The 26,866-nt window shown below is 67.3% G+C and carries 24 protein-coding genes and 1 tRNA gene; 8 read left to right on the top strand and 17 right to left on the bottom strand.

Annotation, left to right across the window (positions count from 1 at the left end):
* Window positions 1-339: 339 nt before the first annotated feature.
* The 7 genes from ACG01O_RS05680 to tadA all read right to left on the bottom strand — a co-directional run bounded on the left by ACG01O_RS05680 (window position 340) and on the right by tadA (window position 11,541).
* Window positions 340-3,150 (bottom strand): TonB-dependent receptor plug domain-containing protein, encoded by a 2,811-nt coding sequence (locus ACG01O_RS05680; protein ID WP_394382163.1) that lies wholly within the window; start codon window positions 3,148-3,150, stop codon window positions 340-342.
* A gap of 250 nt (window positions 3,151-3,400) precedes the next feature.
* Entirely contained in the window at window positions 3,401-5,233 is a 1,833-nt protein-coding gene (locus ACG01O_RS05675) for an ABC transporter ATP-binding protein (RefSeq protein WP_394382161.1), read from the bottom strand.
* Window positions 5,226-6,665, bottom strand: coding sequence for an ABC transporter permease (locus ACG01O_RS05670; RefSeq protein ID WP_394382159.1), 1,440 nt, complete (start codon window positions 6,663-6,665; stop codon window positions 5,226-5,228). The genes ACG01O_RS05675 and ACG01O_RS05670 overlap by 8 nt, the downstream gene beginning before the upstream one ends.
* Window positions 6,662-7,645 (bottom strand): ABC transporter permease, encoded by a 984-nt coding sequence (locus ACG01O_RS05665; RefSeq protein WP_394382157.1) that lies wholly within the window; start codon window positions 7,643-7,645, stop codon window positions 6,662-6,664. Before ACG01O_RS05665 ends, ACG01O_RS05670 begins: the two co-directional genes overlap by 4 nt.
* Entirely contained in the window at window positions 7,645-9,852 is a 2,208-nt protein-coding gene (locus ACG01O_RS05660; RefSeq protein ID WP_394382155.1) for an ABC transporter substrate-binding protein, read from the bottom strand. The genes ACG01O_RS05665 and ACG01O_RS05660 overlap by 1 nt, the downstream gene beginning before the upstream one ends.
* A gap of 154 nt (window positions 9,853-10,006) precedes the next feature.
* Window positions 10,007-10,987, bottom strand: coding sequence for an LD-carboxypeptidase (locus ACG01O_RS05655; RefSeq protein WP_394382153.1), 981 nt, complete (start codon window positions 10,985-10,987; stop codon window positions 10,007-10,009).
* Window positions 10,984-11,541 (bottom strand): tRNA adenosine(34) deaminase TadA, encoded by a 558-nt coding sequence (gene tadA / locus ACG01O_RS05650; protein WP_394382528.1) that lies wholly within the window; start codon window positions 11,539-11,541, stop codon window positions 10,984-10,986. The genes ACG01O_RS05655 and tadA overlap by 4 nt, the downstream gene beginning before the upstream one ends.
* A 48-nt stretch (window positions 11,542-11,589) precedes the next feature.
* Here tadA and pxpB point away from each other — a divergent pair, with 48 nt between their 5' ends.
* The 6 genes from pxpB to ACG01O_RS05620 are packed head-to-tail and all read left to right on the top strand — an operon-like array spanning window position 11,590 to window position 16,551.
* Window positions 11,590-12,243 (top strand): 5-oxoprolinase subunit PxpB, encoded by a 654-nt coding sequence (gene pxpB / locus ACG01O_RS05645; protein WP_394382151.1) that lies wholly within the window; start codon window positions 11,590-11,592, stop codon window positions 12,241-12,243.
* Window positions 12,240-13,172, top strand: coding sequence for a 5-oxoprolinase subunit C family protein (locus tag ACG01O_RS05640; RefSeq protein WP_394382149.1), 933 nt, complete (start codon window positions 12,240-12,242; stop codon window positions 13,170-13,172). Before pxpB ends, ACG01O_RS05640 begins: the two co-directional genes overlap by 4 nt.
* Complete coding sequence (pxpA, locus tag ACG01O_RS05635) at window positions 13,157-13,891, top strand: 5-oxoprolinase subunit PxpA (RefSeq protein WP_394382147.1); 735 nt, start codon at window positions 13,157-13,159, stop codon at window positions 13,889-13,891. Before ACG01O_RS05640 ends, pxpA begins: the two co-directional genes overlap by 16 nt.
* A gap of 10 nt (window positions 13,892-13,901) precedes the next feature.
* Window positions 13,902-14,606 (top strand): DUF969 domain-containing protein, encoded by a 705-nt coding sequence (locus tag ACG01O_RS05630; RefSeq protein ID WP_394382144.1) that lies wholly within the window; start codon window positions 13,902-13,904, stop codon window positions 14,604-14,606.
* The gene (locus ACG01O_RS05625) at window positions 14,603-15,562 is read left to right on the top strand and encodes a DUF979 domain-containing protein (protein WP_394382143.1); all 960 of its coding nucleotides are present in this window, start codon (window positions 14,603-14,605) and stop codon (window positions 15,560-15,562) included. The genes ACG01O_RS05630 and ACG01O_RS05625 overlap by 4 nt, the downstream gene beginning before the upstream one ends.
* Window positions 15,547-16,551: a DUF72 domain-containing protein gene (locus ACG01O_RS05620; RefSeq protein WP_394382142.1), complete on the top strand. Its 1,005-nt coding sequence runs from the start codon at window positions 15,547-15,549 to the stop codon at window positions 16,549-16,551. The genes ACG01O_RS05625 and ACG01O_RS05620 overlap by 16 nt, the downstream gene beginning before the upstream one ends.
* A gap of 19 nt (window positions 16,552-16,570) precedes the next feature.
* On the opposite strand, the gene ACG01O_RS05615 is transcribed toward ACG01O_RS05620, so the two are convergent.
* The 4 genes from ACG01O_RS05615 to guaB all read right to left on the bottom strand — a co-directional run bounded on the left by ACG01O_RS05615 (window position 16,571) and on the right by guaB (window position 21,317).
* On the bottom strand, window positions 16,571-16,828 hold the full coding sequence (locus ACG01O_RS05615) for a hypothetical protein (RefSeq protein WP_394382140.1): 258 nt from the start codon (window positions 16,826-16,828) through the stop codon (window positions 16,571-16,573).
* 105 nt (window positions 16,829-16,933) lie between these two features.
* Window positions 16,934-18,541 (bottom strand): glutamine-hydrolyzing GMP synthase, encoded by a 1,608-nt coding sequence (gene guaA, locus ACG01O_RS05610; RefSeq protein ID WP_394382138.1) that lies wholly within the window; start codon window positions 18,539-18,541, stop codon window positions 16,934-16,936.
* A 10-nt stretch (window positions 18,542-18,551) separates the two neighbouring features.
* Window positions 18,552-19,790 carry an MFS transporter gene (locus tag ACG01O_RS05605; RefSeq protein ID WP_394382136.1) on the bottom strand — a complete coding sequence of 413 codons (1,239 nt, stop codon included), beginning with the start codon at window positions 19,788-19,790 and terminating at the stop codon, window positions 18,552-18,554.
* 57 nt (window positions 19,791-19,847) lie between these two features.
* The gene (guaB, locus tag ACG01O_RS05600) at window positions 19,848-21,317 is read right to left on the bottom strand and encodes an IMP dehydrogenase (protein WP_394382134.1); all 1,470 of its coding nucleotides are present in this window, start codon (window positions 21,315-21,317) and stop codon (window positions 19,848-19,850) included.
* Between the two features lie 59 nt (window positions 21,318-21,376).
* Between guaB and ACG01O_RS05595 the strand changes: the two genes are divergently transcribed.
* A complete protein-coding gene (locus tag ACG01O_RS05595; protein ID WP_394382132.1) occupies window positions 21,377-21,892 on the top strand; it encodes a DUF4124 domain-containing protein in 516 nt (171 codons plus the stop codon).
* Here ACG01O_RS05595 and ACG01O_RS05590 read toward each other — a convergent pair whose 3' ends face one another.
* Window positions 21,893-22,210, bottom strand: coding sequence for an RnfH family protein (locus tag ACG01O_RS05590; protein ID WP_394382131.1), 318 nt, complete (start codon window positions 22,208-22,210; stop codon window positions 21,893-21,895).
* The gene (locus ACG01O_RS05585) at window positions 22,200-22,658 is read right to left on the bottom strand and encodes a type II toxin-antitoxin system RatA family toxin (RefSeq protein ID WP_394382129.1); all 459 of its coding nucleotides are present in this window, start codon (window positions 22,656-22,658) and stop codon (window positions 22,200-22,202) included. The genes ACG01O_RS05590 and ACG01O_RS05585 overlap by 11 nt, the downstream gene beginning before the upstream one ends.
* A 47-nt stretch (window positions 22,659-22,705) precedes the next feature.
* Here ACG01O_RS05585 and smpB point away from each other — a divergent pair, with 47 nt between their 5' ends.
* On the top strand, window positions 22,706-23,167 hold the full coding sequence (gene smpB, locus ACG01O_RS05580; protein WP_394382128.1) for an SsrA-binding protein SmpB: 462 nt from the start codon (window positions 22,706-22,708) through the stop codon (window positions 23,165-23,167).
* 320 nt (window positions 23,168-23,487) lie between these two features.
* On the opposite strand, the gene ACG01O_RS05575 is transcribed toward smpB, so the two are convergent.
* The 4 genes from ACG01O_RS05575 to ACG01O_RS05560 form a co-directional block, all read right to left on the bottom strand.
* Window positions 23,488-24,672, bottom strand: a complete 1,185-nt coding sequence (locus tag ACG01O_RS05575) for a PLP-dependent transferase (protein WP_394382125.1) — start codon at window positions 24,670-24,672, stop codon at window positions 23,488-23,490.
* Window positions 24,669-26,051 carry a 30S ribosomal protein S12 methylthiotransferase RimO gene (gene rimO / locus ACG01O_RS05570; protein WP_394382123.1) on the bottom strand — a complete coding sequence of 461 codons (1,383 nt, stop codon included), beginning with the start codon at window positions 26,049-26,051 and terminating at the stop codon, window positions 24,669-24,671. The genes ACG01O_RS05575 and rimO overlap by 4 nt, the downstream gene beginning before the upstream one ends.
* Window positions 26,052-26,082: 31 nt before the next feature.
* Complete coding sequence (phaR, locus tag ACG01O_RS05565) at window positions 26,083-26,622, bottom strand: polyhydroxyalkanoate synthesis repressor PhaR (protein WP_394382121.1); 540 nt, start codon at window positions 26,620-26,622, stop codon at window positions 26,083-26,085.
* Window positions 26,623-26,763: 141 nt separating this feature from the next.
* A tRNA-Val gene (locus ACG01O_RS05560) sits at window positions 26,764-26,840 on the bottom strand.
* Between the last annotated feature and the right edge of the window lie 26 nt (window positions 26,841-26,866).

Genomic DNA, 26,866 nt, shown 5'->3' with positions numbered 1-26,866 from the left:
CCGAAAGGCGTGCATTCTAAAACGCGAAGGTTCACCCGCCGCCTCGTTGAAAACACGCAGTTCAAACGCGGATGCAGCACACAAGTCACTGGCATCGATTCGAACCAAAAAAAACGCCCGGTGGCTTCAAGCCGTCGGGCTGCGTTTCTTTGCCACGAACCTTGCGCGGCTTCCCGCGCGACACGGCCGAACTTGGCCTTGGAAGCATCTTAGCGGCCCGCCTGCAAGCGACTTGTTGGGGCTAACCCGTGCCAAAGGATCAACTGAATTACAAGCCGACAAAGCAAAAAGGCCGCATCTTTCGATGCGGCCCTGAGTCAGCTGAAGCTCAACTCAAGCTCAGAAGAACTTGTAGTTGATGCGGCCGTAGTACTGGCGACCCACCGGGTTGGTGTAGGTCGGGTCAAAGCCGGTCTGGAAGTACAGCGAGTTACGCGACGACGGCGGATCCTTGTCCAGCAGGTTCTTCACGCCCAACACCAAAGACAGCGACTTGGTCGGCTTGATACCGAACTGGCCGTCCCAGGTGTAGTAAGCCTTGACCGTACGCGTCAGCGGGTAGTTGGCACCGACCGAGAACGGATCGGTGTAGTCCTCGTAGCTGTGCGTGTAGTTGTTGGTCAACGACGCGTTGAAGATACCGCTCGACCACGTGCCGGTCACGGCATGGCGCCAGCGAGGCACCGCACCGAAGTCCTTGAACTTGCCGAGATCGCTGACCTTCGGCGCGCCGGCGTACTGGTAGCCGTGCGTCGTGAACAGCGAACCGTCGAAGTTCACACCCACCGTGCCCACGCCCGCCAACTTGGTGCGGTACGAGGCAGAGAAGTCCAGACCCGAGGCGAAGTTCTTACCGTTGTTCTCATACGGCAGGTAGACGTATGCGAGCGGGAAGTCCTTGTTGGTGCTGCCCTTGATGGGGTTCAGCTGATCCGGATCCGTCTGCGGGTTGAAGCGGTAGAAGAAGTCCTTGTAGGTCGTCGGATCGCTGAAGACCTGGATTTCGGACTTGCCGACGATCGGGTCCTTGATTTCCACGTTCCAGTAGTCCACACCCACCGTCATGTCCTTGATCGGCGAGAACACGATGCCCAGCGAGAACTGACGCGACTTCTCCGGACGCAGGTTCTTGTCACCCGAGGTACCGGCCGTCAGCTGCACCTGGCACTCGTCCACCAGCTCACCCACGGGGTTGATGGTGTTGGTGATAGGCACGCCGTTCGGGCAGCGGATCGGGTCGCTCCAGTTCGCAGCCGTGTTGTTGCTGGTCGTCAGAGGACGGAGGTTTTCGTACAGCGTCGGGGCGCGATAGCCCTTGGCGACCGAACCGCGGACCAGCAGGTCCTTGGTGGGCTGCCAACGCACGCTGGCCTTCGGGCTGAAGCTGTTGAAGCTGGTGCCGAAGTCGTTCTTGTAGTTGTCGTAACGCGCGGCCAAGTTGACGCTCAGGTCCTTGATCACGGGAATTTCAACTTCGCCGAACACGCCGTACACCTTGCGGCCGCTCGACACGGTCGGCACAGCACCACCGCCGCCGACTTCATCACCCGACTCCAACACCGGGTCGGAGATCTGGTTCAGCTTTTCTTGGCGATAGTTGAAACCAGCAGCCACAGCCAGGGGGCCGGCGGCCAGTTCCATCACTTCGCGCGAAACCTTGAAGTCGAATTCCGTCGACTTGGATTCGGCGGCCTGTTGGCGCTGACCGGTCAGCAGGGCGCCGTCCAGCAGCGCTTGGCTGGTGGCGTCTTGCGGGCCGAACACGTTGATGGCACCCGAGTTGACCAGCGGCGTCAGCTTGGCGTAGCTGAACTTGCCCGGGCCGAAGAAGATTTCGCCCTTGTTGCTGGAGAACGTAAGGCCAGCGTCGTAGTCCCAACCAGCCAACAGACCCTTGGCGCCGACCATGACGCGGTCGGTCTTCGTCTCGGTGATGTCCGAGCGGCCGCCACCGGCCACGGTACGCCAAGTACCGGTGATGTTGCCCGTCGGGGTCACCGCCATGTCGGCAGCCAGCACGGTTGCCGCAGCCAACTTGGTGCCGTCAGGCATCGTGTAGCCGGCAGGCAGCGTCATGCCCTTGGGCAGGGTGATGCTCTTGGGGTAAAAGCGGCCGGTCGTGGGGTACGACATCGGCTTGGTGTAGGGCGCCGGCGAGTAGAACGACTGCTGACGGTCACGGTTGTGCATCGCTTCGACGAACAACTGGTTGTCTGCGTCGATCTGGAACACACCGCGGCCGGTGAAGTTGGCGCGCCACTGCTCGGGCACCAAATCGATGAACTTGACGTAGTCGGTACCGCACTGCGTGGCGCTGGCGGGAACACCGAACGTGGCGAGACCGAAGTCAGGCGCGTTGCAACCCAGGTAACGCAGCGGGTTCACGCCGGTGTACTTGTTGCCCTTGGTGTCGGTGAAGTTCAGGTTGGGGATGCCGTTGCGGGGCGACGACTTGTTGATGCCCAGGTCCGGACGCACCGCGGTGTCCGCGAAGCTGCGATTGCGCGCCTTCACGGCGGCCACTTCTTCGCGGCCCGCCGTCAGCATGACGTTGAAGCGGTCCTTGGCCAGATCGCCAAAGCCCAGGACTGCGCTGACGTTGTCCACGCCACCGCCAGGTGCGTCAGACTTGTACTCACCCCAGGTGATTTCAGCGCCCTGGTAGTCCTTCTTCAAGATGAAGTTGATCACGCCGGCGACGGCGTCAGCGCCGTAGGTCGACGAAGCGCCGTCACGCACGATTTCGACGCGTTCCACCGCGGCCAGCGGGATCGAGTTCAGGTCGACCGGGCTGTTGCCGAAGGCGAAGTTCGCCACGCGGCGGCCGTTCAGCAGCACCAGCGTGTACTTGGCACCCAGCGCGCGCAGGTTGGCCGTGGAAGCGCCACCGGTGGCACCCACGTTGTTGGCCACCACGCCACCGCCGAAGCTGGAAGGCAGGTTCGAGACCAGATCCTGCACGGTGGTCGCGCCGGTACGGGCGATTTCTTCGCGGGAGAACGTCGAGATGGGCAGCGAAGTTTCAGCGGAAACGCGCTTGATGCTCGAACCCGTGACTTCGATCCGCTCCAGCTTTTGTGCTTCCTGAGCCAGCGCGCTCGTCGCGGCCAGCGCCAGGATGGCGCCTGTGATGGTGGTTGTTTTGAACATTGACACTCCTGAAGAGACAGTGGCCCGCCCTGGTTTGGGGGCGGCGCTAGCCCGGATGGGGGCTCACCTTGGCCCGGGCGATCAGCCCAGATTGAGGGGTGCCGGAAGTTTCGATGCGGCGCAGCATGTGTCCGGGGAGTAAATGCCCCTACGCGGGCCGCGAAGCTTTGTAACCCGTTGATTTCAATGGGTTTCCAGCATTTGCCGCCCCTAGTGTGAAACCCTTAGGCGTTGTCCCGACGCGACGACTTCACGTCAATCGGGGCACCGAAGCCAACAACGCCTTCGTGAAACTTTCACGGGGCTGTCCGAGGATTTGGTCACAGGCCCCTTGCTCGACGATGCGCCCCCGCTGCATCACCGCCACCTCGTCGGCCACGTACTCCACCACGGACAGGTTGTGCGTGATGAACAGATAGGCCAGGCCATGGGCCTGCTGAAGCTCGCGCAGGAGGTTCAGGATCTGGGCCTGTACCGACACGTCCAGCGCCGAGGTCGGCTCGTCGCAAATGATGAGCCGCGGTTGCACCGCCAGCGCTCGGGCGATGGCAATCCGCTGGCGCTGCCCGCCGGAAAACTCATGCGGCCAACGCGTCAGGGCGTCCCGGCGCAGGCCGACCTGCTCGACCAACTCGTGCAGGCGCGCCTGCCGCTGCTCCGCATCCCACTCCGGGCGCAGCGCCACCATGCCCTCCTCCAGCACCTCGGCCACACGCATGCGCGGGTTCATCGAGGCGAACGGGTCCTGGAAGACGATCTGCAAATCGCGCCGCGCGGCCCGCAACGCGTCGCCCTGGAGCGAAAACAGGTCCCGCCCCTGGAACAAGGCCTCGCCCTGGATGAGCGCCTGCCGGCGCAGCAGCTGGGCCAGCGCTTTGCCGGTGGTGGTTTTTCCGCAGCCGGACTCGCCCACCAGCGCCAGCGTGCGCCCGGTTTGGAGCTGGAAACTGACGCCGTCCACCGCGGGCGCGATCACGGGCGGCCGCCGCCAGAAGCTCGTGCGGGGCGCAAAGCGCACCGAGAGCGCACGAACGTCGAGCAAAGGAATGCCCTCCCCCGGCCCGGGGCTCTGCACCGCCGCACCAGCCAACGGCTCAGCCGGCTCGCGCATCTGGATCGGGGCGTGTGGCTCGCTCGCCAGCCAGCACCGAACCGTGCGGCCGGGCGCCACAGGCCCCAACAACGGCGCCTGGCCGGCGCACATGGTGGTGGCGCGGTCACAGCGCGGCGCAAATCGGCAACCGGCAAAAGGCTGCCACAGCGGCGGCACGGTGCCCTCAATGGCAGCCAGACGTTGCCCGCGCCGCCCACGGTCCGGCAAGGCATCCAGCAGCAGCCGGGCGTACGGGTGGCGAGGCGCCGCGAAGAACTCCGCGGCCGGAGCCATCTCCACAATCTGCCCGGCGTACATCAAGGCCACGGTGTGTGCCATGCCGCGCACCACGGCCAGGTCATGCGTGATCAGGAGCACGCCCAACTGTCGCTCGCGCTGCAGGTCCCGAATCAGGTCCAGGATTTGCGCCTGGATGGTCACGTCCAGCGCGGTGGTGGGCTCGTCGGCGATCAGATAGTCGGGCTCGGCTGCCAGCGCAATGGCGATCATCACGCGCTGCTTCTGGCCGCCCGAGAGCTGGAACGGATAGTCCAGCGCACGACGCTGCGGCTCGGGAATGCCCACACGGGCCAACCACTCCACCGCGCGGGATCGAGCCGCGGCGCCTCGCAGCGGCGTGTGGGCTTCGATGGCCTCAGCGACCTGCTCGCCCACCCGCATCACCGGGTTCAGGCTGGTGGAGGGCTCTTGAAAAATGATGCCGATGCGGCCTCCGCGGGCCTGGCGCATGCGGGCCTCGGGCCAGGCCAGCAGGTCATCCCCCTCCAGCCGCATGGCGCCGGCCGTGTGCCGGCCGCTGTCGGGCAGCAGCCGCATCAGGGCCAAGGCGGTCATGCTCTTGCCGCAGCCGCTCTCGCCCACCAGCGCGAACGTCTCACCGCGCGTCAGGCAAAAGCGCAGCCCGTCCAGGGCGCGAACCACGCCGGCCTCGGCGTCCAACGCCACATGCAAGTCGTCAATTTCAAGCATGCGGCGTCTCCATCACGGCCGAGGCGCGACGGCGCCGCACCGGCTTGCCGCGGGGGTCGAAGGCCTCCCGCACGCCATCGGCCAACAGGTTGGCCGCGAGCACCAGGCCGACCATGAAGCCAAACGCCGCGGCAAAGCTCCACCAAACGACCGGGTCGCGCGACATTTCGGCCCGGGCCAGGTTGATCATGCTGCCGAAGCTGTTCATGAGCGGGTCCACGCCCACGCCCACATAGGTCAACACGGCTTCGTAGAGGATCAGCTCCGAAAAGCTCAGCACCAGGGTAATCAGCACGAGGTGCATGACGTTGGGCACGATGTGCCGAAGCATGATGCGCGCATCCCCCACGCCGAACGCGGTGGCTGCTTGAACGTAGTCCAGTTCCCGCAGCTTCAGGGTCTCGGCCCGCACGAGGCGGCACAGGCCGGCCCAGCCGGTCAGACCCAGGATGACGCACAGCAGCAGCATCTTCAAGTCGGAGCGCTCGGCGGCGGTTTCAAAGAGGTCGGGGTTCTTGTCGAAGAACACCTGCACCATCAGCACGCAGGCAGCAATCAGCAGCACGTTGGGCACCGAACTGAGCGTGGTGTACAGGTACTGCACGACCTCATCCACCCATCCCTTGTAGTAGCCCGCCAGCACACCCAGCGCCAAGGCGAGAGGCAAGGTGGCAAGCGTGGCCAGGGTGCCGATGACGAAGGCGGTGCGCACGCTTTTCAACGCCTGCACCAGCACGTCGTTGCCGGTGCGGTCGGTGCCCAGCACGTGGTAGTGCGGCATCCAGGTCCACACCACGCCTGCCAGCACGCAGCCCACGGCCAGGGTGCCCAGCATCGCGCGCCACGGCAAGGGGGTGCGGTCGTGCGCAAGGTCGCGCAGCGCCGTGGCGAAGCCACCTCGCCGCCGCGCCACCCCGGCCGCCACGCTGAGTGTGAGCACCACGGCAACGCCCGCCCCGGCGGCAGCGCCCTGCACCGCCAGGCGCGCCAGGTCGGCGCCATGCTCTCGCGCCGGGTCTTGCAGGTGTGCGCCGCCAAACTGCAGGCGGGGGAACTCGCGATGCACGGTGCCGTCTGCCGCCACCCGGCTCTCCTTGCTCAGCCCCTGCGTCGCCAGCGGGGCCGAGTAGCTGACTTCACGGCCGGCCACGTGCGACTCCAGCACCAGGTCCAGCGCCGACACGGTGCGCGTGTCGTACACCGGCGCACCGTTGCTGCCTGGCAAAGCCAGCCGCAGGTGCACGCTGTCGGCCAACGCCAACAGCAGGCCCAGCAGCACCACCAGGCCCGCGCATGCCGTGACAGGGTCACGCACCACGCGCAGCCAGGCCTGCCGCAACTCAGGCCGAGACCGAAGTCGAATGACGAAGCCGATCAGGCAGGCGGCCATCAGCCACAGCGCCAGGTCCGTCCACAGCAGCACCCACTTCATTGCAACCTCACGCGCGGATCGACCCAGGTGTAGGCGATGTCGATCAGGGCATTGCTGGCGATGTACAGCACCGCGCCCAGGAACACCATGGTTCGCACGATGGCGAAGTCCTGGCTGCTGATGGCTTCGATCACAAAGGCCCCAAGGCCCGGAATGCCGAAGAAGCTTTCAAACACCAGGCTGCCCAGGAACACGTACGGCAGGTAGCCACCCGCGCTGGTCAAGATGGGGATGAGGGCATTGCGCAGCACGTGGCGGCGCAGCACCTGACCTTCGCTCAGGCCCTTGGAGCGCGCGGTGCGCACGTAGTCCTTGCCCATTTCCTCCAGCAGCATGGCGCGGTACAGGCGCGCCTCACCGCCCAGGCGACTGAGCAGCGACAGCAGCACCGGCAGCGCCAGGAACTTCACGGCATCCAGCCCCGGCGCAAAGCCGTTCATGGGCACCAGCTTCAGCACGCGGGCGAACAGGAACTGGCCCACGATGATGTAGAACAGGCTGCTGATCGACAGCATCAGCACGCACAGCACCACGCCCCAGAAGTCGATGCGGCTGTGCCGAAAGCTCGCCAACAACAACGCGAACGCCACGCTCACCAGCACCTGCAGCACGAACAGCGGCACCGCCAGCTGCAGGCTCACCGCCATGCGCGTGCGCACCTCGTGCCCGATGTCGATGGCCTGCCGCGCGTCGCTGCGGCCAAAGTCCAGCGCGAACAGGCTGATGGAGCGCTCCCACAGGATGGTGTGCGTCACCTGCTCCAGCCCGTTGCGGCTGCGGTCCAGGTACAGCGGCTTGTCATAGCCGCGCTCGGCCTTCCAGGTGTCGATCTGCTCCTGCGTGACGCGCTTGCCGCCGATGTTCAGCCGGGCCATGTCGTCCGGCGTGTTGACCGCAAAGAAGAGCGCGAAGGTGAGCAGATTCACCCCCACCAAGATGGCCAGCCCGTACGCCACGCGCCGTGCGATGTAGCCCAGCATCACGCCCTCCCCGCCCGCGCGGTTGCGGCATCGCGGGCGCGCCAGGCGCGGCGCACGCTCCAGCCAACCAGGGCCACGCCCGCGCCCAGCACCAGCAGCGGCCACCACACCGGCCGGTTCCACGCCGCCACGCTGCGCGCGCGCTCGTCCACATCCACCCGCAGGTAGCGGGCCCGGTCGCGCACCACCACGCCCGGCTTGCCGTTGTGCACCCAGCGCTGGTAAGCCACGGCAGAGTAGCTCCAGTAGCCCCACGCCCACGGTGCGTCCTGGCGCACGATGTCGGTCATCTGCGCCATCACGGCCGCCTTCTCGGGGCCGTCCTCCAGCTGCTGCAAGCGGCGGTACAGGCGGTTGAATTCCGGGTTGTCGTAGTTGGCCGTGTTCTCGCCTTCAAAGCGGCTCTTGCTGTTCGGGCCGTACAGCAGGAACAGGAAGTTCTCGGCGTCCGGGTAGTCAGCAAACCAGCCCCACCAGAAGATCTGGTGCTTGCCCTTGAGCACCTTCTCCTGGAACTGGTTGAAGTCCGTCGCGCGGATGTCCAGCTGAATGCCGAGCTTGGCGAACTGCCGCACCAGCCAGTCGTTCTCGGCCTTCAGTTCCGGCGTCACCACGCGCTGGAAGTCGTAGTTCAGCACCAGGGGCTTGCCCGTCGCGGCATCGCGCCCGCCGGGGTAGCCGGCCTCCTCCATCAGCTTCAAGGCATCGGCCAAGGGGCGGCGCACCGGCTGGCCGTTCTCCAGGCGGTGGGTGACGGGGTTGAACTGGCCGGGCTGCCCTTCGCGAGAGCCGAACACGCCGGGCGGGATGGGCCCATGCGCGGCATCGCCGCCTTTGGCGCGGAAGATGCGACCGTAGCCCTCTTCCCAATCGATCGCAATCGAGATCGCCTGCCGCAGCGCACGGTTGCGGCGCTGCTGCTCGGGCGTGTCGCCCCGGCCCACCACCGGGTCCAGCCAGTTGAAGCCGAGGTACCAGTTGGTGATGTCGACCGTCATGGGCAGCTGAAAGCCGCGCTGTTCGAAGAAGGCCCGCACCTCGTCGGAGTCGTCCCGGTCCACCGCCAGGTTCACGCCCCAATCGGCGCGGTCCATCTCGGGCAGGTCCAGGTGGCCTTGCTTGAACAGCTCCTTGATGGGCACCTGCTCCTTGATGTTGATCGCCACCACCCGGTCCACGAACGGCAGGCGTTTGCCGCAGTCCGCCAACCGGCCAGCCTCGGCATCGCCCGGCGCGCCTTCGCAGGGGTAGGTGTCCACCCGGTAGTTCGGGTTGCGGCTCATCACATGGCGCCGGTCCTGCTCGTAGGTGGTCATCATGAACGGCCCCGTGCCCACCGGCCAACGGTTCCAGCCCAGCGAGCGCGCGGCCATGCCGGGCTGGGCATAGAACGCGTCCACCTCCCACGGAATCGGCGCGGTGAAGTTGGTGGCCATCCAATACTGCCACTGCGGGTATCGGCCCTTGAGCCGGATGCGCAGCAGGTGGTCGTTCACCGCCTCGGCCCCCGCCAGGGGCCACTGGCGCAAGTCCAGGAAGGGCTTGTCGGCCAGGTTTTCGGGCAAGCCCTTCAACTGGCGCTCGCTTTCGCGGCGCACCAGGGCCATGTAGTCCTTCATGCCCAGCAGGTGCTCTGAGAACACGGCCGCCACCGGCGCCTCCTGGCGTGGGCTGGCGTGTCGCTTGAGGGCGTAGACGAAATCGTCCGCCACCACCTCGCGTGTGCCTAGGTGCTCGAAGTCGAACGGACTGCGTCGCTCGCCCAGGTCTTGGGGGCGCAGTTGCAGGTAGCGGGGGCGGCCGGCGGCGTCCTTGGCAAAGGCCGGATGCGGCGCCCACTTCAAGCCGGGGCGAATGGGCACGTCGTACACCGCCTGCGCAATTTGCGCGTCGGGCGCATCGTCGGGCAGGCGCTGGCCCTGGGCATCCAGAAAGTAAGGCCGCACCACCTCCGCGGCCGCCCGCGGAATCAGGCTGTACGGGCGCTTGAGCGGGTGGTAGCCATAGGGCGGCTCGCAAATCTCGTAGACGAAAGTGCTTTCAGGCGCCGAATACGACGAGGTCGGGTCCAGGTAACGCGGCGAGCGTTCGGCAAACGCCATGTACAGCGCGTTCTCGCGCTCGGCGCCTTGCGGATGCGGGCTGTTGTTGCACGCCGCCAGCCCAGCCAGCAGCAGCGCGCCCAGGGCCCGACCCAAGCGACGCATCACCGATCCCAACGCATGCATGTTCTTTTGAAAAACAAAGCGCCTCGGGGCAAGCCGAGGCGATGCGGGGATGATAGTTCGCACCCCTGGGTGCCGGGCCGGTCGGCAGCGCTTTCAGCAGGCGTGAAAACCCTGGGCGCCGCCATGGGCCCACTCAATGGTCGTGATCGTGGCCGTGGTGGTGGCCATGGTCATGGGCCAGGCGCGCGTCCGACTGCCAGCCCAGGATCGCCTCGCGCCCTTGCACGTACAGGTCCACCGTCGCCCCCACCGGCAGGCACACCTTGGTGCGCACATGGCCGAACGGCAGGCCCATCAGCACCGGCGTTTTCGTGCGGCTGCGCAGGGCGGCCACCGCATCCTTCAGGCCGTAGCCCCGGTCGTTCGGCGTCTTGGGCGCACCGCTGAAGTCGCCCATCAGCACGGCGGCCTGCGCGTCGATGACGCCCGCCTGCTGCAACTGCAGCAGCATGCGCTCCACGCGGTAGGGGTGCTCGTTGATGTCTTCCAGGAACAAGACGCCGCCCTTGACTTTAGGCCAATGCGGCGTGCCCAGCAGCGAGCACAACACCGTCAGGTTGCCCCCCCACAGGCGCCCGCGGGCTTCCAAACCGTCGAACTCAGTCACGCCCCGCGCGCTGGTCGTTTCACGAAAGCCCACGGCCTCGAGCGCGCCGCTCATCGCTTCCAGAAAGCAATCCTGCGTCACCTCGTCCACACCGCCTTCGGCCTCGGTGCGACCGAAGTCATCGCAGGCCAGCGGGCCCGACCACATGGCCAGGCCCTTCTTGTGCGCGATCAAGCCGTTTTGCAGTGCCGTCAGGTCGCTGTAGCCCACCCAGCGCGTGCCGTGCTCCACGCTGTGCGCCACGCGCCCCCAGTCGATCTGGTCCAGCAGGCGCGTGAGACCGTAGCCGCCTCGGGTGGCCAAGGCCACGCCGGGCGCGGCATCAGCAATCCGGTGCAAGGCGGCCAACCGCGTGGCGTCGTCGCCGCCGAAGCGCTGGTGACGGGCCAGGGCGTCGGCATCAACGCTCACCTCGAACCCGAGCTGCGTCAGCCGCTTGGCAGCGCGCTTGAGCGCATCGGCCTTGGGCAAGGCGCCCGAGGGCGTGAAGAGGGACAAGGTCGTCATGGCAAGTCGTCCAGATGGGTGGCTTCGCCGGTGGGCAACAGGCCCTGGCGCTCAGCGCGGCGCGCACGGGCGGCCTCGCGGCGTTCAGCAAAAAAGTCGCGCAGCAACTGGCCGGCGGCATCCGCCATCAGGCCGCGCTCCACGCGGGTGTGGTGGTTGAGTTGCGGCTGGCCGAAGAGGTCGATCACCGAGCCGGCCACGCCCGTCTTGGGGTCGGTGGCCGCGAACACCACGCGCTTGAAGCGCGCGTGCATCAGCGCCATTGCGCACATGGCGCAGGGCTCCAGTGTCACGAACAGCTCGCACTCCGGCAGGCGGTAGTTTTCCAGCAGCGTGGCCGCGTGGCGCAGCGCCACGATCTCGGCGTGCGCCGTCGGGTCGTGCGTGGTGATGGGGCGGTTGTAGCCCGTGGCAATCACCTGCCCGGCCCGCATGATCACGGCCCCCACCGGCACCTCGCCCACCAGCCACGCGTTGTGGGCTTGGTCCAGCGCCAGGCGCATGGCCTGCTCATCGGCGGGCGAAAAAAGGGGCGTCGTGAAGGGCTCTTGCATGGGCGGGTTCATGGGCTCGGTCAGTGTACCCATGGCATGCTTTCGGACATGACCGCGCTGGCCATCCATCCCCTGGGCGAAGCCGCCTTGTGCTGCCACCTGCCGCCCCCCGCCACGCTGGCTCAGCAAGCCCGGTTGTGGCGCCTGAGCGCCGCGTTGAACGGCCACCCCGGCGTGGAGGCCCTGACCCCGGGCATGAACAACCTCACCGTCGGGTTCGACCCGCTCGCCACCGACCCCGCCGCGCTGGAAGCCGACATCCAGCGCACATGGCAGACCCTGGCGACCAACGAGACCGGCGAGGACACCCCCACCGGCCGCCGCGTGGACGTACCCGTGCACTACGACGGCCCGGACCTGGCCGATGTGGCCGCGCACCACGGCCTGAGCACCGACGAAGTCGTGCGCCTGCACACGGCGGCCGAGTACGTGGTGTACTTCATCGGCTTTCAGCCTGGCTTTGCTTATCTGGGGGGCTTGGACCCGCGCCTGCACACGCCCCGGCGTGCCGAGCCCCGCACGCAGGTGCCGGCCGGCAGCGTGGGCATCGGCGGCGCGCAAACTGGCATCTACCCGCTCGCCAGCCCCGGCGGCTGGCAGCTGATCGGCCGCACCGCCCTGCCCTTGTTCAACCCGGCCGCAGAGCCCCCCACGCTGCTGGCTCCCGGCGATCGCGTGCGTTTCGTGGCCGAGGCGCTGTGATCCACCTGCTGCGGGCCGGCCCGCTGACCACCGTGCAAGACGCCGGCCGCACCGCCTGGCGCGACCGCGGCATCAGCCGCTGCGGCATGCTGGACGACCTGGCGCTGGCCCACGCCAACCTGCTGGTGGGCAATGCGCCGGGCGCCGCAGGCCTGGAATTCACCCTCGGCACCGCCACGCTGCGCTTCGACGCCCCAACGTGCATCGCACTGTGCGGCACGGATGCTCCCGGCCTGCTCGACGGCACCCCGGTGCGCCCCTACTGGCGCCAACCGGTGCACGCCGGGCAGACGCTGACCCTCGCCGCCCCGCGCGACCGGATGCGCACCGTGCTGGCCGTGGCTGGCGGCATCGACACACCGCCCGCGCTGGGCTCGCGCAGCACCGACCTGAAAGCCCAGTTCGGCGGAATGGGCGGACGCGCGCTGCGGGACGGCGACCGCCTGCCTCTCGGCCAACCCGGCCGCCCCACCGAACGGCGCCTGGGCATCGCCCCGCCCGCCTGGACGCCCGAGGTGCGCGTGGTGCCCGGCCCGGAGTACGACGAATTCACCCCCGCCGCGCACGCGGCCTTCTGGCACACCGCCTGGCGGCTCACGCCCCAAAGCAACCGCATGGGCTACCGATTCGACGGCCCCGCGCTGGAGCGCTGCACCGCACACGACCTGCCCTCGCACGGGGTGCTGCCCGGCGTGATCCAGGTGCCGCCCTCCGGCCAACCCATCGTGCTGCTGGCCGACGCGCAAACCACCGGCGGCTATCCCAAGATCGGCGTGGTCATTGCCGCTGACCTGTGGAAGCTGGCCCAGCTGCGCCTGGGCGGCACGCTGCACTTCCGCCCCTGCACGCGCGACGACGCCATCGCCGCCCTGCGCCAGCGCCAACGCGAGCTGAACCAACTTCACACCGCCCTATGCATGTCGATCTGAACGCCGATCTCGGCGAAGGCGCCCCCCACGACGCCGAACTGCTGACCCTGGTCAGCTCCGCCAACATCGCCTGCGGCTGGCATGCGGGCGACGCACGGCTGATGCAGGCCACCGTGGCCGCCGCGCTGGCCCAAGGCGTGGCCCTCGGCGCCCACCCCAGCTACCCCGACCGCGAGAACTTCGGCCGCAGCGAGATGCAACTCACGCCGGACGAGGTGCGCGCCGACCTGATCTACCAAATCGGCGCCCTGGACGCGCTGGTGCGTGCCGCAGGCGGCCAACTGCACCACGTCAAGCCGCATGGCGCGCTCTACAACCAGGCCGCACGCGACCCGGCCCTGGCCGACGCGGTGGCGGACGCCGTGCTGGCCGTGAGCCCGGGCCTGGCCTTGTATGGCCTGGCGGGCAGCGAACTGCTGCGCGCGGCCGAACGCGCGGGCCTGCGGGCCGTGGCCGAGGTGTTTGCCGACCGCGGCTACCGCGCCGACGGCAGCCTCGTGCCGCGCAGCCAGCCCGGTGCGCTCATCCACGACACCGCCGAGGCCGTGGCCCGCACCCTGCGCATGGTGCGCGAGGGTGTGGTGCAGGCCGTGTCGGGCGAGACCGTGCCGCTGCACGCGGAAACGATTTGCCTGCACGGCGACGGGCCCCACGCAGTGGCCTTTGCCCACGCCCTGCACGCCGCGCTGCGCGAGGCCGGCGTGGCCCTTCGCGCCTGAAAGCCTCTCCATGCCCACCGACCTGTCCCTTTGGCCGCTGATCGGCGTGGCCGTCGTCATCGTCGGCTTCGTGCTGCGCTTCAACCCCATCCTCGTCGTCACCGCCGCGGGCCTGGCCACCGGGCTGGCCGCCAAGCTGCCGCCAGACCTCGTCCTCGCCAAGCTGGGCACAGGCTTCGTGAAGACGCGCAACCTGCCGCTGACGCTGCTGCTGCCGCTGCCGGTCATCGGCCTGCTGGAGCGCCACGGCCTGCGCGAGCGGGCGCAGAGCTGGGTCGCCGGCATTCGCTCGGCCACCGCGGGGCGGCTGCTGGTGGTGTACCTGTTCATCCGCGAAAGCGCCGCAGCCCTGGGCTTGACGCTGCTGGGCGGCCATGCGCCCATGGTGCGGCCCTTGGTGGCACCCATGACCGAAGCCGCCGCCGAGCAAACGCACGGCCCCCTGCCGCAGGCCGTGCGTGACCGCCTGAAGGCCATGGCGGCGGCCACGGACAACGTCGGGCTGTTCTTCGGCGAAGACATCTTCGTGGCCTTCGGCTCCATCGTGCTGATGCAGACCTTCCTGGCCGAGAACGGCATCGTCACCGACCCGCTTCACATCGCGCTGTGGGGCATTCCCACCGCCATCGCGGCGTTCCTCATCCACGCGGCGCGGTTGATTCGGCTGGACCGCCAACTGCCCACGCTCATCGCCCGCGCGCAGGAGCGCCCATGACCGCGCTGCTGCAGATCGACCAGCTCTACCTGCTGGCAGGCGCCGCGCTGCTGGGCGTTTCGGCCTTGACGGTGCGCGACCGCAGCAACCCGCGGCGCTGGAGCAGCGCGCTGTTCTGGGCGCTGTGGGCCGTCATCTACCTGGCCGGTGACGTGCTGCCCCCGGTCGTCACCGGGCTCATCGTGTTGATGCTGGCCGCGCTCGGTGGGCTGGGCGGCGTGTCACTCGGCCGGCACGGCGCGCGCGCGCCGGCCGAGCGCCAAGCCAGCGCCGCAAGGCTGGGCCACCGGCTGTTCCTGCCCATCCTGGCCATCTCGGGGCTGGCTCTGGTGGGCAGCCTCACGCTGAAGGACGTGCACCTCGGCCCTTGGCTGCTGGTGGAGCCCAAGCACCTGACGCTGGTGTGCGTGGGCCTGGGCGCGCTCGTCGGGCTGGCGGCAGCACTGTGGATGACGCGGGAGCGCCCGCTGCAGGCGCTGCGCGAGTCGCACCGGCTGCTGGAGACCATGGGGCCGGCGGTGATCCTGCCGCAGATGCTGGCCACGCTGGGCCTGCTGTTCACGGACGCCGGCGTGGGCAAGGCCGTGGCTGCCATCGCAACGCACACGCTGCCAGTGGACAACGCCTGGCTGGCCGTGGCGGCCTACGGCGTGGGCATGGCCTTGTTCACCATGGTCATGGGCAATGCCTTCGCGGCCTTTCCGGTGATGACTGCGGGCATCGGCATTCCCATCTTGCTCGGGCTGCACCACGGCAACCCGGCCGTGATGGCCGCCATCGGCATGTTCTGCGGCTACTGCGGTACGTTGATGACGCCCATGGCGGCCAACTTCAACGTCATTCCTGCGGCACTGCTGGAGCTGAAGGACAAGAACGCCGTGATCCGCGCGCAGTGGCCCACGGCGCTGGCCGTGCTGGGGGTGAACCTCGTGCTGCTGAAGTGGCTGATGTTTTGATGCAGGACGACCTGTTCGGCCGCCTGCCGGAAAAACGCCCGCGCGGCGTGCAAGCCGCAGCACCGTCAGCGGAAGACCAGGCGCTGGCCGCAGCGCTCTCGCCACGCATCCACCTCGGCACGTCCACCTGGAGCTACCCCGGCTGGGAGGGGTTGGTATGGGCCGGGCGGCACAGTGAGTCCACCCTCGCCAAGAGCGGCCTGCCTGCGTATGCCGCCCACCCACTGCTGCGTGCGGTGGGCATTGACCGGGGCTTCTACCGGCCGCTCGCCGCCAGTGAATTCCAGCGTTACGCCGAGCAGGTGCCGCCAGGCTTTCGGTTCACCGTGAAGGCGCCCAGCCTGGTGACCGATGCCCTGCTGCGCGGCGACACCGGGCGGGGGTTGCAGCCCAACCCGCTGTTCCTGGACCCCACCACTGCACTGCAAGACTTCATCGAGCCGGCTTGCGAGGGCCTGGGTTCCACGGTCGGCGCGCTGGTGTTCCAGCTGAGCCCCCTGCCCGCCCAGCGGCTGGCGCACATGAACGAACAGTTCGACCGCCTGCACGCCCTGCTGCTGTCCCTGCCGAAACCGCCGGTGGGTGTCATCGCCGTGGAAGTGCGCGACGCCGCCTGGCTGACGCCCGATCTCGTCGCCTTGCTGCGCGACACCGGGGCGCGCTACTGCCTGGGCCTGCACCCCAAGTTGCCACCGCTGGCCGAACAGTTGCCGCTGCTGCGGGCCCTGTGGCCCGGGCCGCTGGTGGCGCGCTGGAATCTGAACCGTCTGCACGGCGCCTACGGCTACGAGGCAGCGGAACAGAAGTACGGCGAGTTCCGCGAAATGCTCGACCCCGACCCGGACACACGGGCGGAATTGGCCCGCATCATTCGGGCCACCGCCCATGCGGGTCAGGACGTATTCGTGACGATCTCGAACAAGGCCGAGGGCTCCGCGCCGCTCAGCGTGCGGGCGTTGGCGCAGGCGGTGGCCGCGTCACCAAGTTGATGCCGCTCGACTCAGCAGGTCACTGCACGGCAGAGGCCGCGGCGTCCATCTGGCGCTGCGCGGCGGCATCCAGCGCCGACTGCACCTGCTGCCCCACCGCCTGAGGCGCCGGGAGCGCGGGCGCGGCCGCCGATGCTGACGGCGCAGCCGTTGCTGGCGCGCGCAGCGACGCGGCTTGACGCTTGGACAGTGACAGCACGATCGCCAGGGTGATGACCAGGGCCAACAGGCCAAATGCAGCGCGCATGGTGAGAACAGGGTAAGCAATGAATCGCATCAGCATATCGATGTGCCCGCATCCGGCCCAGAAAAAAACCCGCCGGGGCAACGCCCGCAGCGGGTTGATTCGATCGGTGCCGCGGCCGCCAAAGGCCGCGCCGCCTCACTCCCACTCGATGGTGGCGGGCGGCTTGCTGCTGACGTCGTAGGTGACACGGTTGATGCCGCGCACCTCGTTGATGATGCGCCCCGAGGTGCGCTTGAGCATGCTGTACGGCAGCTCGGCCCAGTCGGCGGTCATGAAGTCACTGGTTTGCACGGCGCGCAGGGCCACAACGTAGTCGTAGGTGCGGCCGTCGCCCATCACGCCCACGCTCTTCACCGGCAGGAACACGGCAAAGGCTTGGCTGGTCAGGTCGTACCAGCTCTTGCCGGTGGCGGGGTCGATGGTGTTGCGCAGCTCTTCAATGAAGATCGCGTCCGCCCGGCGCAGCAGGTCGGCGTAGGGCTTCTTCACTTCGCCCAGGATGCGCACGCCCAGGCCCGGGCCCGGGAACGGGTGGCGATAGACCATCTCGGCCGGCAGACCCAAGGCCACGCCGAGGGCGCGCACTTCGTCCTTGAACAGCTCGCGCAGCGGCTCCAGCAGCTTCAGGCCGAGCTGCTCGGGCAGGCCGCCCACGTTGTGGTGGCTCTTGATGGTGGTGGCCTTCTTGGTCTTGGTACCGCCGCTCTCCACCACGTCGGGGTAGATGGTGCCCTGCGCCAGGAAGGTCGCGCCCTTGTGGCCGCCGTCGCCCGCCTTGAGCTTGGCAGCTTCGGCCTTGAAGACGTCGACGAACAGGCGGCCGATGATCTTGCGCTTCTGCTCGGGGTCGGTCACGCCGGCCAATTCGCCCAGGAACAGCTCGCTCGCATCCACGCGGATGACCTTGGCGTGCAGCTTGCCGGCGAACATGTCCATGACCATGTCGCCCTCGTTCAGGCGCAGCAGGCCGTGGTCGACGAACACGCAGGTGAGCTGGTCGCCAATGGCGCGGTGGATCAGCGCGGCGGCCACGGAGGAATCGACGCCGCCCGACAGGCCGAGGATGACCTCCTCGTCGCCCACCTGCTCGCGGATCCTGGCCACGGCCTCGGCGATGTAGTCGCCCATGATCCAGTCGCCCTTGCAACCGGCGATGTCGCGCACGAAGCGGCGCAGCATGGCTTCGCCCTGCACGGTGTGCGTGACCTCGGGGTGGAACTGCACGGCGTAGAAGCCGCGCGCCTCATCGGCCATGCCGGCGATGGGGCAGCTGGGCGTGGACGCCATCAGCTTGAAGCCCGGCGGCAGCACGGTGACCTTGTCGCCGTGGCTCATCCAGACCTTGAGCATGCCGTGGCCCTCGGCGGTGCCGAAGTCTTGAATGCCATCAAGCAGCTTCGTGTGACCGTGGGCACGCACCTCGGCGTAGCCGAACTCGCGGGTGTCGCTCCAGCTCACCGTGCCGCCCAGCTGCACGGCCATGGTTTGCATGCCATAGCAGATGCCGAGCACCGGCACGCCGGCGTCCCACACGGCCTGCGGCGCGCGCAGCTCGTGGTCCTCGTAGGTGGAAGCGTGGCTGCCGCTCAGGATGATGGCCTTGGGCTGATAGGCCTTGATGAAGTCATCCGACACGTCGTTCGGATGGATCTCGCAGTACACCGACGCATCGCGCACGCGGCGGGCGATGAGCTGGGTGACTTGGGAGCCGAAGTCGAGGATGAGGACCTTGTCGTGTTGCATAAGGCGTCTTTCAAGCCGGCTGCAGGGGCTGAGCCGGCGGCTGGGTTCGGAAGAAACGGAAGGTGATGAACAGGGCCACCGCTTGCAGGGCAGCGCAGGCGAAGAAGGGCAGGCCCATCAGCAGGTCGCCCGCCGGCCGGTGCGACACCTCGGCCAGCAGCGTCAGGCCCAGCAGCGGGGCGATGACGGCCATCAAGCTGTTGAGCGACGACACCGCGCCCATGGCTCGCCCCTGGTGGGCCCCGCCGGCGGCGTTGGAAATGACGCTCTGCAGCGCCGCTGCGCCCACACCGCCCAGCAAGTTCAGGCCGATGACGACGTACATCATCCAGCCCTCGGTGGCCAGGCCGAAGCCAAGGTAGGCGAGCGACGCCGACATCATGCTGACCAGCGCCAACCGCTGCGGGCTGAAGCGCTTGAGCAGCGGCCGGAGCAGCACGCCCTGGCTGATGACGGACACGATACCCACCACCACCAGCGACTGACTGACGGCCAGCGGCCCCCATCCGAAGCGGAACTTGGTGTACAGCACCCAGGTGTTGTGCAGCGTGAACTGGGCCAACGACGACAGCGCGATGACCGCCACCAGCGGCCCGATGCCCTGCAGCGCCGCCAGGCCGCGCAGCGAACTGGCCGGGTTGGCCTTCTTCCAGTCGAAGGGGCTGCGGCGGTCCTTCGGCAGCGACTCGGGCAGCACGAAGAAGCCGTAGCACCAGTTCAGCACAGCCATGGCGCCTGCGGCGAAGAAGGGCCAGTGCACGTCGTAGTGGCCCAGCCAGCCGCCGATGACCGGGCCGAGGATGAAGCCGATGCCGAACATGGCGCCGAGCTGGCCGAAGCGGCGTGCGCGGTCCTCCGGGGCGGTGATGTCGGCCACGTAGGCGTTCGCGATGGCGATGTTGGCCTGCATGGCACCCGAGAACAGGCGCACTGCCACCAGCATCCACAGCGCCGTGGCCATGGCCGTGACAAAGAAGCTCAGCGCCAAGCCGGCAAAGCCGATCAGCAGCACCGGCCGGCGGCCGAAACGATCGGACAGCGCCCCCAGCACCGGCGAGCCAAGGAAGTTGGCCACGCCGAAGGCCATGGTCACCATCAGGAAGGCCGAGGTCTGCTCGTCGTTGCTGTGGGTGAAGGTGCCCACGATGTGCGGCAGCACCGGCACCATCAGACCGATGGAGATCATGTCGATCAGCACGGCGGCCATGATGAAGCCCATGGCAGGCGTGCGTTTCTGGGCGTCGCTCATCTCATTCCTGAAAACAAAACGGGGCGACTGGAATCGCCCCGTTTGCGCTTGCGGCGCTTACTCGCTGCGGTAGTTCGGCGCTTCCTTCGTGATCTGCACGTCGTGGACATGGCTTTCGCGCATGCCCGCCGTCGTGATCTCGACGAACTCGGCCTTGTTTTGCATGTCGGCAATCGTGGCGCAGCCGCAGTAGTGCATCGACGCCTTCAAGCCGCCCGCCATCTGGAAGATGACCTGCACCACCGAGCCCTTGTAGGGCACCTGGCCTTCAATGCCCTCGGGCACCAGCTTGGAGGTGTTGGGGTTGTTGGCCGAGGTGTCCTGGAAATAGCGGTCGGCGCTGCCCTTGGCCATGGCGCCCATCGAACCCATGCCGCGGTAGCTCTTGAACGTGCGGCCCTGGTACAGGATGGTTTCGCCCGGGGCTTCCTCGGTGCCGGCAAAGGCGCCGCCCATCATGATGCAGTCCGCGCCAGCGGCGATGGCCTTGGCCACGTCGCCGGAGTAGCGGATACCACCGTCCGCGATGACCGGCACGCCGGTGCCGCGCAGCGCGGTGGCGACGTTGTCGACCGCCGTGATTTGCGGCACGCCCACACCCGCGACGATGCGCGTCGTGCAGATGGAACCGGGGCCGATGCCGACCTTCACGCCGTCCGCGCCGGCTTCCACCAGCGCCAGCGCAGCCGCGCCGGTGGCGATGTTGCCGCCGATGACGTCCACGCTCGGGAAATTGCGCTTCACCCAACGCACGCGGTCCAGCACGCCGGCGCTGTGGCCGTGGGCCGTGTCCACGATGATGGCGTCGACGCCGGCCTTGACCAGCAGTTCCACGCGCTGTTCGGTGTCTTCACCGAAGCCAACCGCCGCGCCCACGCGCAGGCCGCCGTGCGCGTCACGCGCGGCGTTCGGGAAGCTGGTCTGCTTGGTGATGTCTTTCACCGTCATCAGGCCGCGCAGTTCGAACGCATCGTTCACCACCACCACGCGCTCCAGCTTGTGGGTGTGCATCAGCGCCTTGGCTTCGTCCAGCGACGCGCCTTCCTTGACGGTGATCAGCTTCTCGGCCGGCGTCATGATTTCGCGGACCTTGGCGTCCATGCGGGTCTCAAAGCGCAGGTCACGGCCCGTGACGATGCCCACCACACGCTTGCCTTCCACGACCGGGAAGCCGGAGAAACCGTGCAGGCGGGTCAGCTCGACGACCTCACGCACCGACGCGTCGGGGCCGATGGTCAGGGGCTCACGCACCACGCCGCTTTCGTACCGCTTCACGCGCGCCACTTCGCGAGCCTGGGCTTCCGCCGTCAGGTTCTTGTGCACGATGCCAATGCCGCCTTCCTGGGCGATGGCAATCGCCAGGCGCGCCTCGGTCACGGTGTCCATCGCGGCGGACACGAGCGGCAGGTTCAGGGGAATGTTGCGCGACAGACGGGTCGCAAGGCTGGTGTCGCGGGGCAACACCTGGGAGAACGCTGGCACCAACAGAACGTCGTCGAAGGTGAGCGCTTTGCCGAGAAGGCGCATGAGGAAAGCTCCAGACGCAAAGCAGCATTATACGGAGGCCGCGCCGCTACACTGATTCCATGTCGCGCAAAGCCTTCTTCATCTCCGTGCTCTGCCTCCTCGCCATGGGCGCCGCCGAAGCGCAATGGAAGTGGAGAGATGCCAAGGGCAACCTGCAATTCAGCGACCTGCCGCCCCCGCAGGGCACGCCCGAGAAGGACATCCTTCAGCGACCCTTTGTAGCCAAACCGTCCATCGTGGTTTCGCCAGTGGGCGCGGCTGCCAGCCAGGCGGCAACCGCCACACCATCCAACAGCGCCGCAGCCAGCGCGCCGAGCAAGGCCGAACTCGACGCAGCGGCCCGCCAAAAGCGCGAGCAGGATCAGGAGGCGTCGCGCCAGAAGGAAGAAGAACGCCGCGTCGCCGCACAACGCCGCGAGAACTGCGCCCGCGCACAGGCCAACCTGCGCGACCTGCAAAGCGGTCAGCGGCTTGCCCGCACCAACGAACAGGGTGAGCGGGTGTTCATGGACTCCGCCCAGATCGCCAACGAAGTGAGTCGCGCGCGGGACCTGATCACCAGCGAGTGCCGCTGATCAGCGACGGGCACCCATCGGGCGGTGGCGCGACACGATGCGCTCGCCCCGCTTGGCGTAGCGCAAACGCCGCGCCTCCTTGGGGTCGACCGTGAGCGGTCGGTACACCTCGATGCGGTCCCGCTCGCGCAGCGGTGTGTCCAACGGCCGAACGCGCCCCCAGATGCCGATGTGCAGATCCGCCATCGGCTGAACATTCGAGGTCATGAAATCGGCGCAGCCCTGGAGCGCGGAGATCAGCGTGGCACCGGCCTCGACGTCCAGCCACCGGTGCTGCACATCGCCGGCGCACGGGCTCCACACCAGCTCAACCCGCACCGTGAAGACTTTCTGCCCGCTGCACGAAGCTGTCGACAAAGGTGTTGGCGATGCGGTCGAACACCGGGCTCACCACGGCCTCTAGCGCACCACTGCTGAACGCGTAGTTCAACTCGAACACCACCTTGCACGCGGTCGCTTCACCCACAGCGCCCGGCTTGTTCAGGGGCAGGAACTCCCAGAGCCCGTCGAGCTGAGAGAACGGACCGTCCACCAGTTCCATGCGAACGCTGCGGCCGACCTCGTTGCGGTTGCGGGTGGTGAACGCATGGCGCACACCGGCATAGGCCAGATGCAAGCGGGCCGTGACGCCGCCCTCGTTCACCTCGATCACTTCGACCTTTTGGCACCAGGGCAAGAACTCCGGATAGCGCTCCACCTGCGTGACGAGCTCGTACATCTCGCGCGGCGTGTGCCAGAGCAGAACGGACTTTTTAACCTGCTTCATAGAATCGCGGGATTGTAAGAAGGGCCTTGAGCCCCAGATTCCATTTCATGTCCATCGCCGAGAACCGCCGCGCCCGTTACGACTACCACATCGAAGAGCAATTCGAGGCCGGCGTGGTGCTGTCAGGCTGGGAGATCAAAGCCATCCGCGCTGGCCAGGTCCAGCTGACCGATGGCTACGTGATGATCAAGGACGGCGAGCTGTTCCTGATCGGCTGCCGGATCAATGCGCTGCGGAGCGCCTCCACCCACGTCAACCCCGAGGCCGACCGCACCAAGAAGCTGCTGATGCACAAGGCCGAAATCAAGCGGCTGATCGGCAAGGTGGAACAGCGCGGCTTCACGCTGGTGCCGCTGAACCTGCACTACAAGGGCGGCCGCGTGAAGGCTGACATCGCGCTCGCCAAGGGCAACGCCCAGCATGACAAGCGCGAGACCGAAAAGAAACGCGACTGGGAACGAGAAAAGGGCCAATTGATGCGGCACGCATCAACAGGCCGCAAGGCCTGACGAGCCGCGCCAGCGGATCGTTGGCGCTTTCGCTAAAAGGGCCAATTGATGCGGCACGCATCAACAGGCCGCAAGGCCTGACGAGCCGCGCCAGCGGATCGTTGGCGCTTTCGCTAAAAGGGCCAATTGATGCAGCACGCATCCACAGGCCGCAAGGCCCGACGAGCCGCGCCAGCGGATCGTTGGCGCTTTCGCTAAAAGGGCCAATTGATGCAGCACGAATCCACAGGCCGCAAGGCCCGACGAGCCGCGCCAGCGGATCGTTGGCGCTTTCGCTAAAAGGGCCAATTGATGCGGCATGCATCAACCGGCCGCTACGCCTAACGCAACACAGCCAGGGCCTGCTCGATGTCTGCCCGCAGGTCGTCGCCGTCTTCCAAACCGATCGCAAACCGCACCAGCGTGCGACCGTCGAACGGCAGCGGCAGGTTGCGGCTGCGGCTCATGTCGTACGGCACCGCCAGGCTCATTGGTCCGGCCCACGAGTAACCAATCCCGAAGAGCTGCAGCGCATCGACAAACGCGTCGACCTGCTTGGACGTGTACTCGGCCTTGAACACGACCGAGAACAGGCACGCGGCGGCCTGCCCGCCCACTGCCAGCCAATGTTCGTGGCCCGGCGAGCCGGGAAGCGCCGGGTGAAACACCTTGGCCACCTCCGGCCGACCAGCCATCCAGCTGGCCAACTGCCGCGTCACACGGTCTTGCGCCGCGTAGCGCAGCGGCATCGTGGGCAAGCCCCGCAGCACCAGCTCCACATCGTTCTGACCCAGGCCGTAGCCCAGGTGCTCGTGGGCATGGTTGAGGCGGTCATGCAGGGCACGGTCTCGGGTGCAGACCGAACCCATCAGCACATCGGCGCCCCCACTGGGGTACTTGGTGAGCGCCTGCATGACGATGTCGGCGCCCAGACCCGGATGCGTATCCGGCGCGGGCTCAAAACCATTGAAGGCCAGACCGGCTCCCCAGGTGTTGTCCAGGGCCGTCACCACGCCCCGCGCGCGGCACGCCGCCAGCGCGCCCAGCAGGTCCGGAAATTCCAGCGTGATCGAACCCGCAGCCTCCAGCCAGACTAGCTTGGTGTTATCGCGCAACTCCGGCACGGTCAGCGGGTCGTAGAAGCGGTGCGTCACGCCCCACTGCGGCAGCCACGACTCGGTCAGGTAGCGGTTCTGGCCATAGACGTTGTCGGGCACCAGCACCTCGTCCCCCGGGCGCAAGATGGCCAGCGACGGCAGCGTTACCGCGGCCAAACCGCTGGGCACGAGCAAGCAGTATTCCGCGTGCTCCAACGTGGCCAGACGCGCGGCCAGCGTGTAGCTGGTCGGTGTGCCGTGCAGACCGTAGCGGTAGCTCAGGCCGTCACGCGGCCGCGGCTTGTGCAGGTCGGCCGTGTCTTTGAACAGCACGGTCGACGCCTTGGCCACCGGCACCGGCACCGCATCCCAGCCCTCCGGTGCACGGTAAGGATGGTGGATCAGCGTGGTGGCCGGGCCCCGCGTCACACGAGGCTCCCAACCAGATCGTGACCATCCGCCGCGACGATGCGCACGCGCACGAAGTCGCCCACCTTCATGGTCTTGCTGGCCTTCTCAGGCGGCAGGATCTTCACAGTGCCGTCGATCTCCGGCGCGTCAGCGTACGAGCGCCCCACCCCACCCTTGCGACCCAAGGCCGGCGCCGAGTCCACCAGCACCTGCATCGTCTGCCCGACACGGGCCTGCAGCTTGGCGGCGGACACGGCTTCAGCCACCGCCATGAAGCGCGCACGGCGCTCCTCGCGCACTTCGTCCGGCAGCGCACCGGGGATGTCGTTGGCGCTCGCACCCTCCACCGGCGAGTAGGCGAAGCAGCCGGCGCGGTCGATCTGGGCCTCCTGCATGAAGTCGAGCAGGTACTGGAACTCCTCTTCGGTCTCGCCAGGGAAGCCGGCGATGAAGGTGGAGCGAATCACCAGCTCCGGGCAAGCCTCGCGCCAGCGCAGGATGCGCTCCATGTTCTTCTCACCATTGGCGGGGCGCTTCATGCGCTTGAGCACGTCCGGGTGGGCGTGCTGGAAGGGCACATCCAGGTACGGCAACACCAGCCCCTGCGCCATCAGCGGCAGCACCTCGTCCACATGCGGGTACGGGTAGACGTAATGCAGGCGCACCCACGCGCCGTAGGGTTTGGCGATCTCGCCCAGATGCGACACCAGGTCGAGCATCTTGGTCTTGACCGGCTTGCCGTCCCAGAAGCCGGTGCGGTACTTCACGTCCACGCCGTAGGCCGAGGTGTCCTGGCTGATGACGAGCAGTTCCTTGACGCCGCTCTCAAACAGCGCGCGCGCTTCATTCAGCACGTCGCCGATGGGGCGCGACACGAGGTCGCCACGCATGCTCGGAATGATGCAGAACGAGCAGCGGTGGTTGCAGCCCTCGCTGATCTTGAGATACGCGTAGTGCTTGGGCGTGAGCTTGATGCCATAGCTCGGCACCAGGTCGACGAAGGGGTCATGCGGCTTGGGCACATGGGTGTGCACCGCGTCCATCACCTCCTGCGTGGCGTGGGGCCCCGTCACGGCGAGCACGCTGGGGTGAATCTCGCGCACCAGGCTGCCGGCATCGGCGCTGCCGGCGCCGGCTTTGGCGCCCAGACAGCCGGTGACGATGACCTTGCCGTTCTCGGCCAGGGCCTCGCCAATGGTGTCCAGGCTTTCCTTGACGGCATCGTCGATGAAGCCGCAGGTGTTGACGATCACCAGGTCGGCCCCGGCAAAGGTCTTGGAAGTCTCGTAGCCCTCGGCGCGGAGCTGGGTGAGGATCAGCTCGCTGTCGGTCAACGCCTTGGGGCAGCCCAGGCTGACGAAGCCGATCTTCGGGGCGGAGGTGGTCGTGTCGTTCATCGCCGCATTTTCGGCGATGTCGCGACCGGCTTTACTTCTTGGGTCCGAACGGGAACATCACGCCCGCATTCTTCATCTGTTCCTGCCACTGGTTCATCAGCGACTTGGATTGCTCCGCCACCTGGGTGGGCAGTGCGCCCATCAGCCCCGTCCAGGCCTCCGGCGTGAACGGCATGCCAGGCGTCTGCTCGGTGAAGCGCTGCTGCATGTCGGTGAAAGCCTGCATCTGGCGTTCCAGCAATCCGCCCATCACGCCCTGCATGGCATGGCCGTAGAAGCGGATGATCTGAGCGAGCGAGCTGGTCGAAAACATCGGCACGCCGCCGGTTTCCTCTTCCAGGATGATTTGCAGCAGGATGGAGCGGGTCAGGTCTTCCTGCGTCTTGGCATCGTGCACCTCGAACTGCACGCCATCCAGCACCATACGTTTCACATCGGCCAGCGTGATGTAGCTGCTGGTCTGCGTGTCGTACAGACGGCGGTTGGGGTACTTTTTGAGAATGCGAAGGCCCGCAGGCGCGTCGCCGGTGGGCTCGTTCGGGGTCGCCGCCTTCTTGCGGGCAGTTGCCATGCGGAAGTCTCCTGTGCAGTGCAACAAATTCTAGGCACCGGGCCGCAGGTCCGCGCGGCGGGTTTACCTGGGATCGAACCGAAACGCACAAAGAAAAAGCCCTCGAACCTTTCGATTCGAGGGCTTTCCAACTTCAGAATTTGGTAGGCGCGATTGGATTCGAACCAACGACCCCCACCATGTCAAGGTGGTGCTCTAACCAACTGAGCTACGCGCCTGAAGAGCTTCGCACTATAGCATGAAT

The organism is Pelomonas baiyunensis (genome assembly GCF_043555935.1).
In the GTDB taxonomy this organism is placed as follows: Bacteria; Pseudomonadota; Gammaproteobacteria; order Burkholderiales; family Burkholderiaceae_C; genus Pelomonas; species Pelomonas baiyunensis.
Note: the sequence above shows the minus strand (reverse complement) of the source record. Positions and strands in the feature narration are given on the sequence as shown.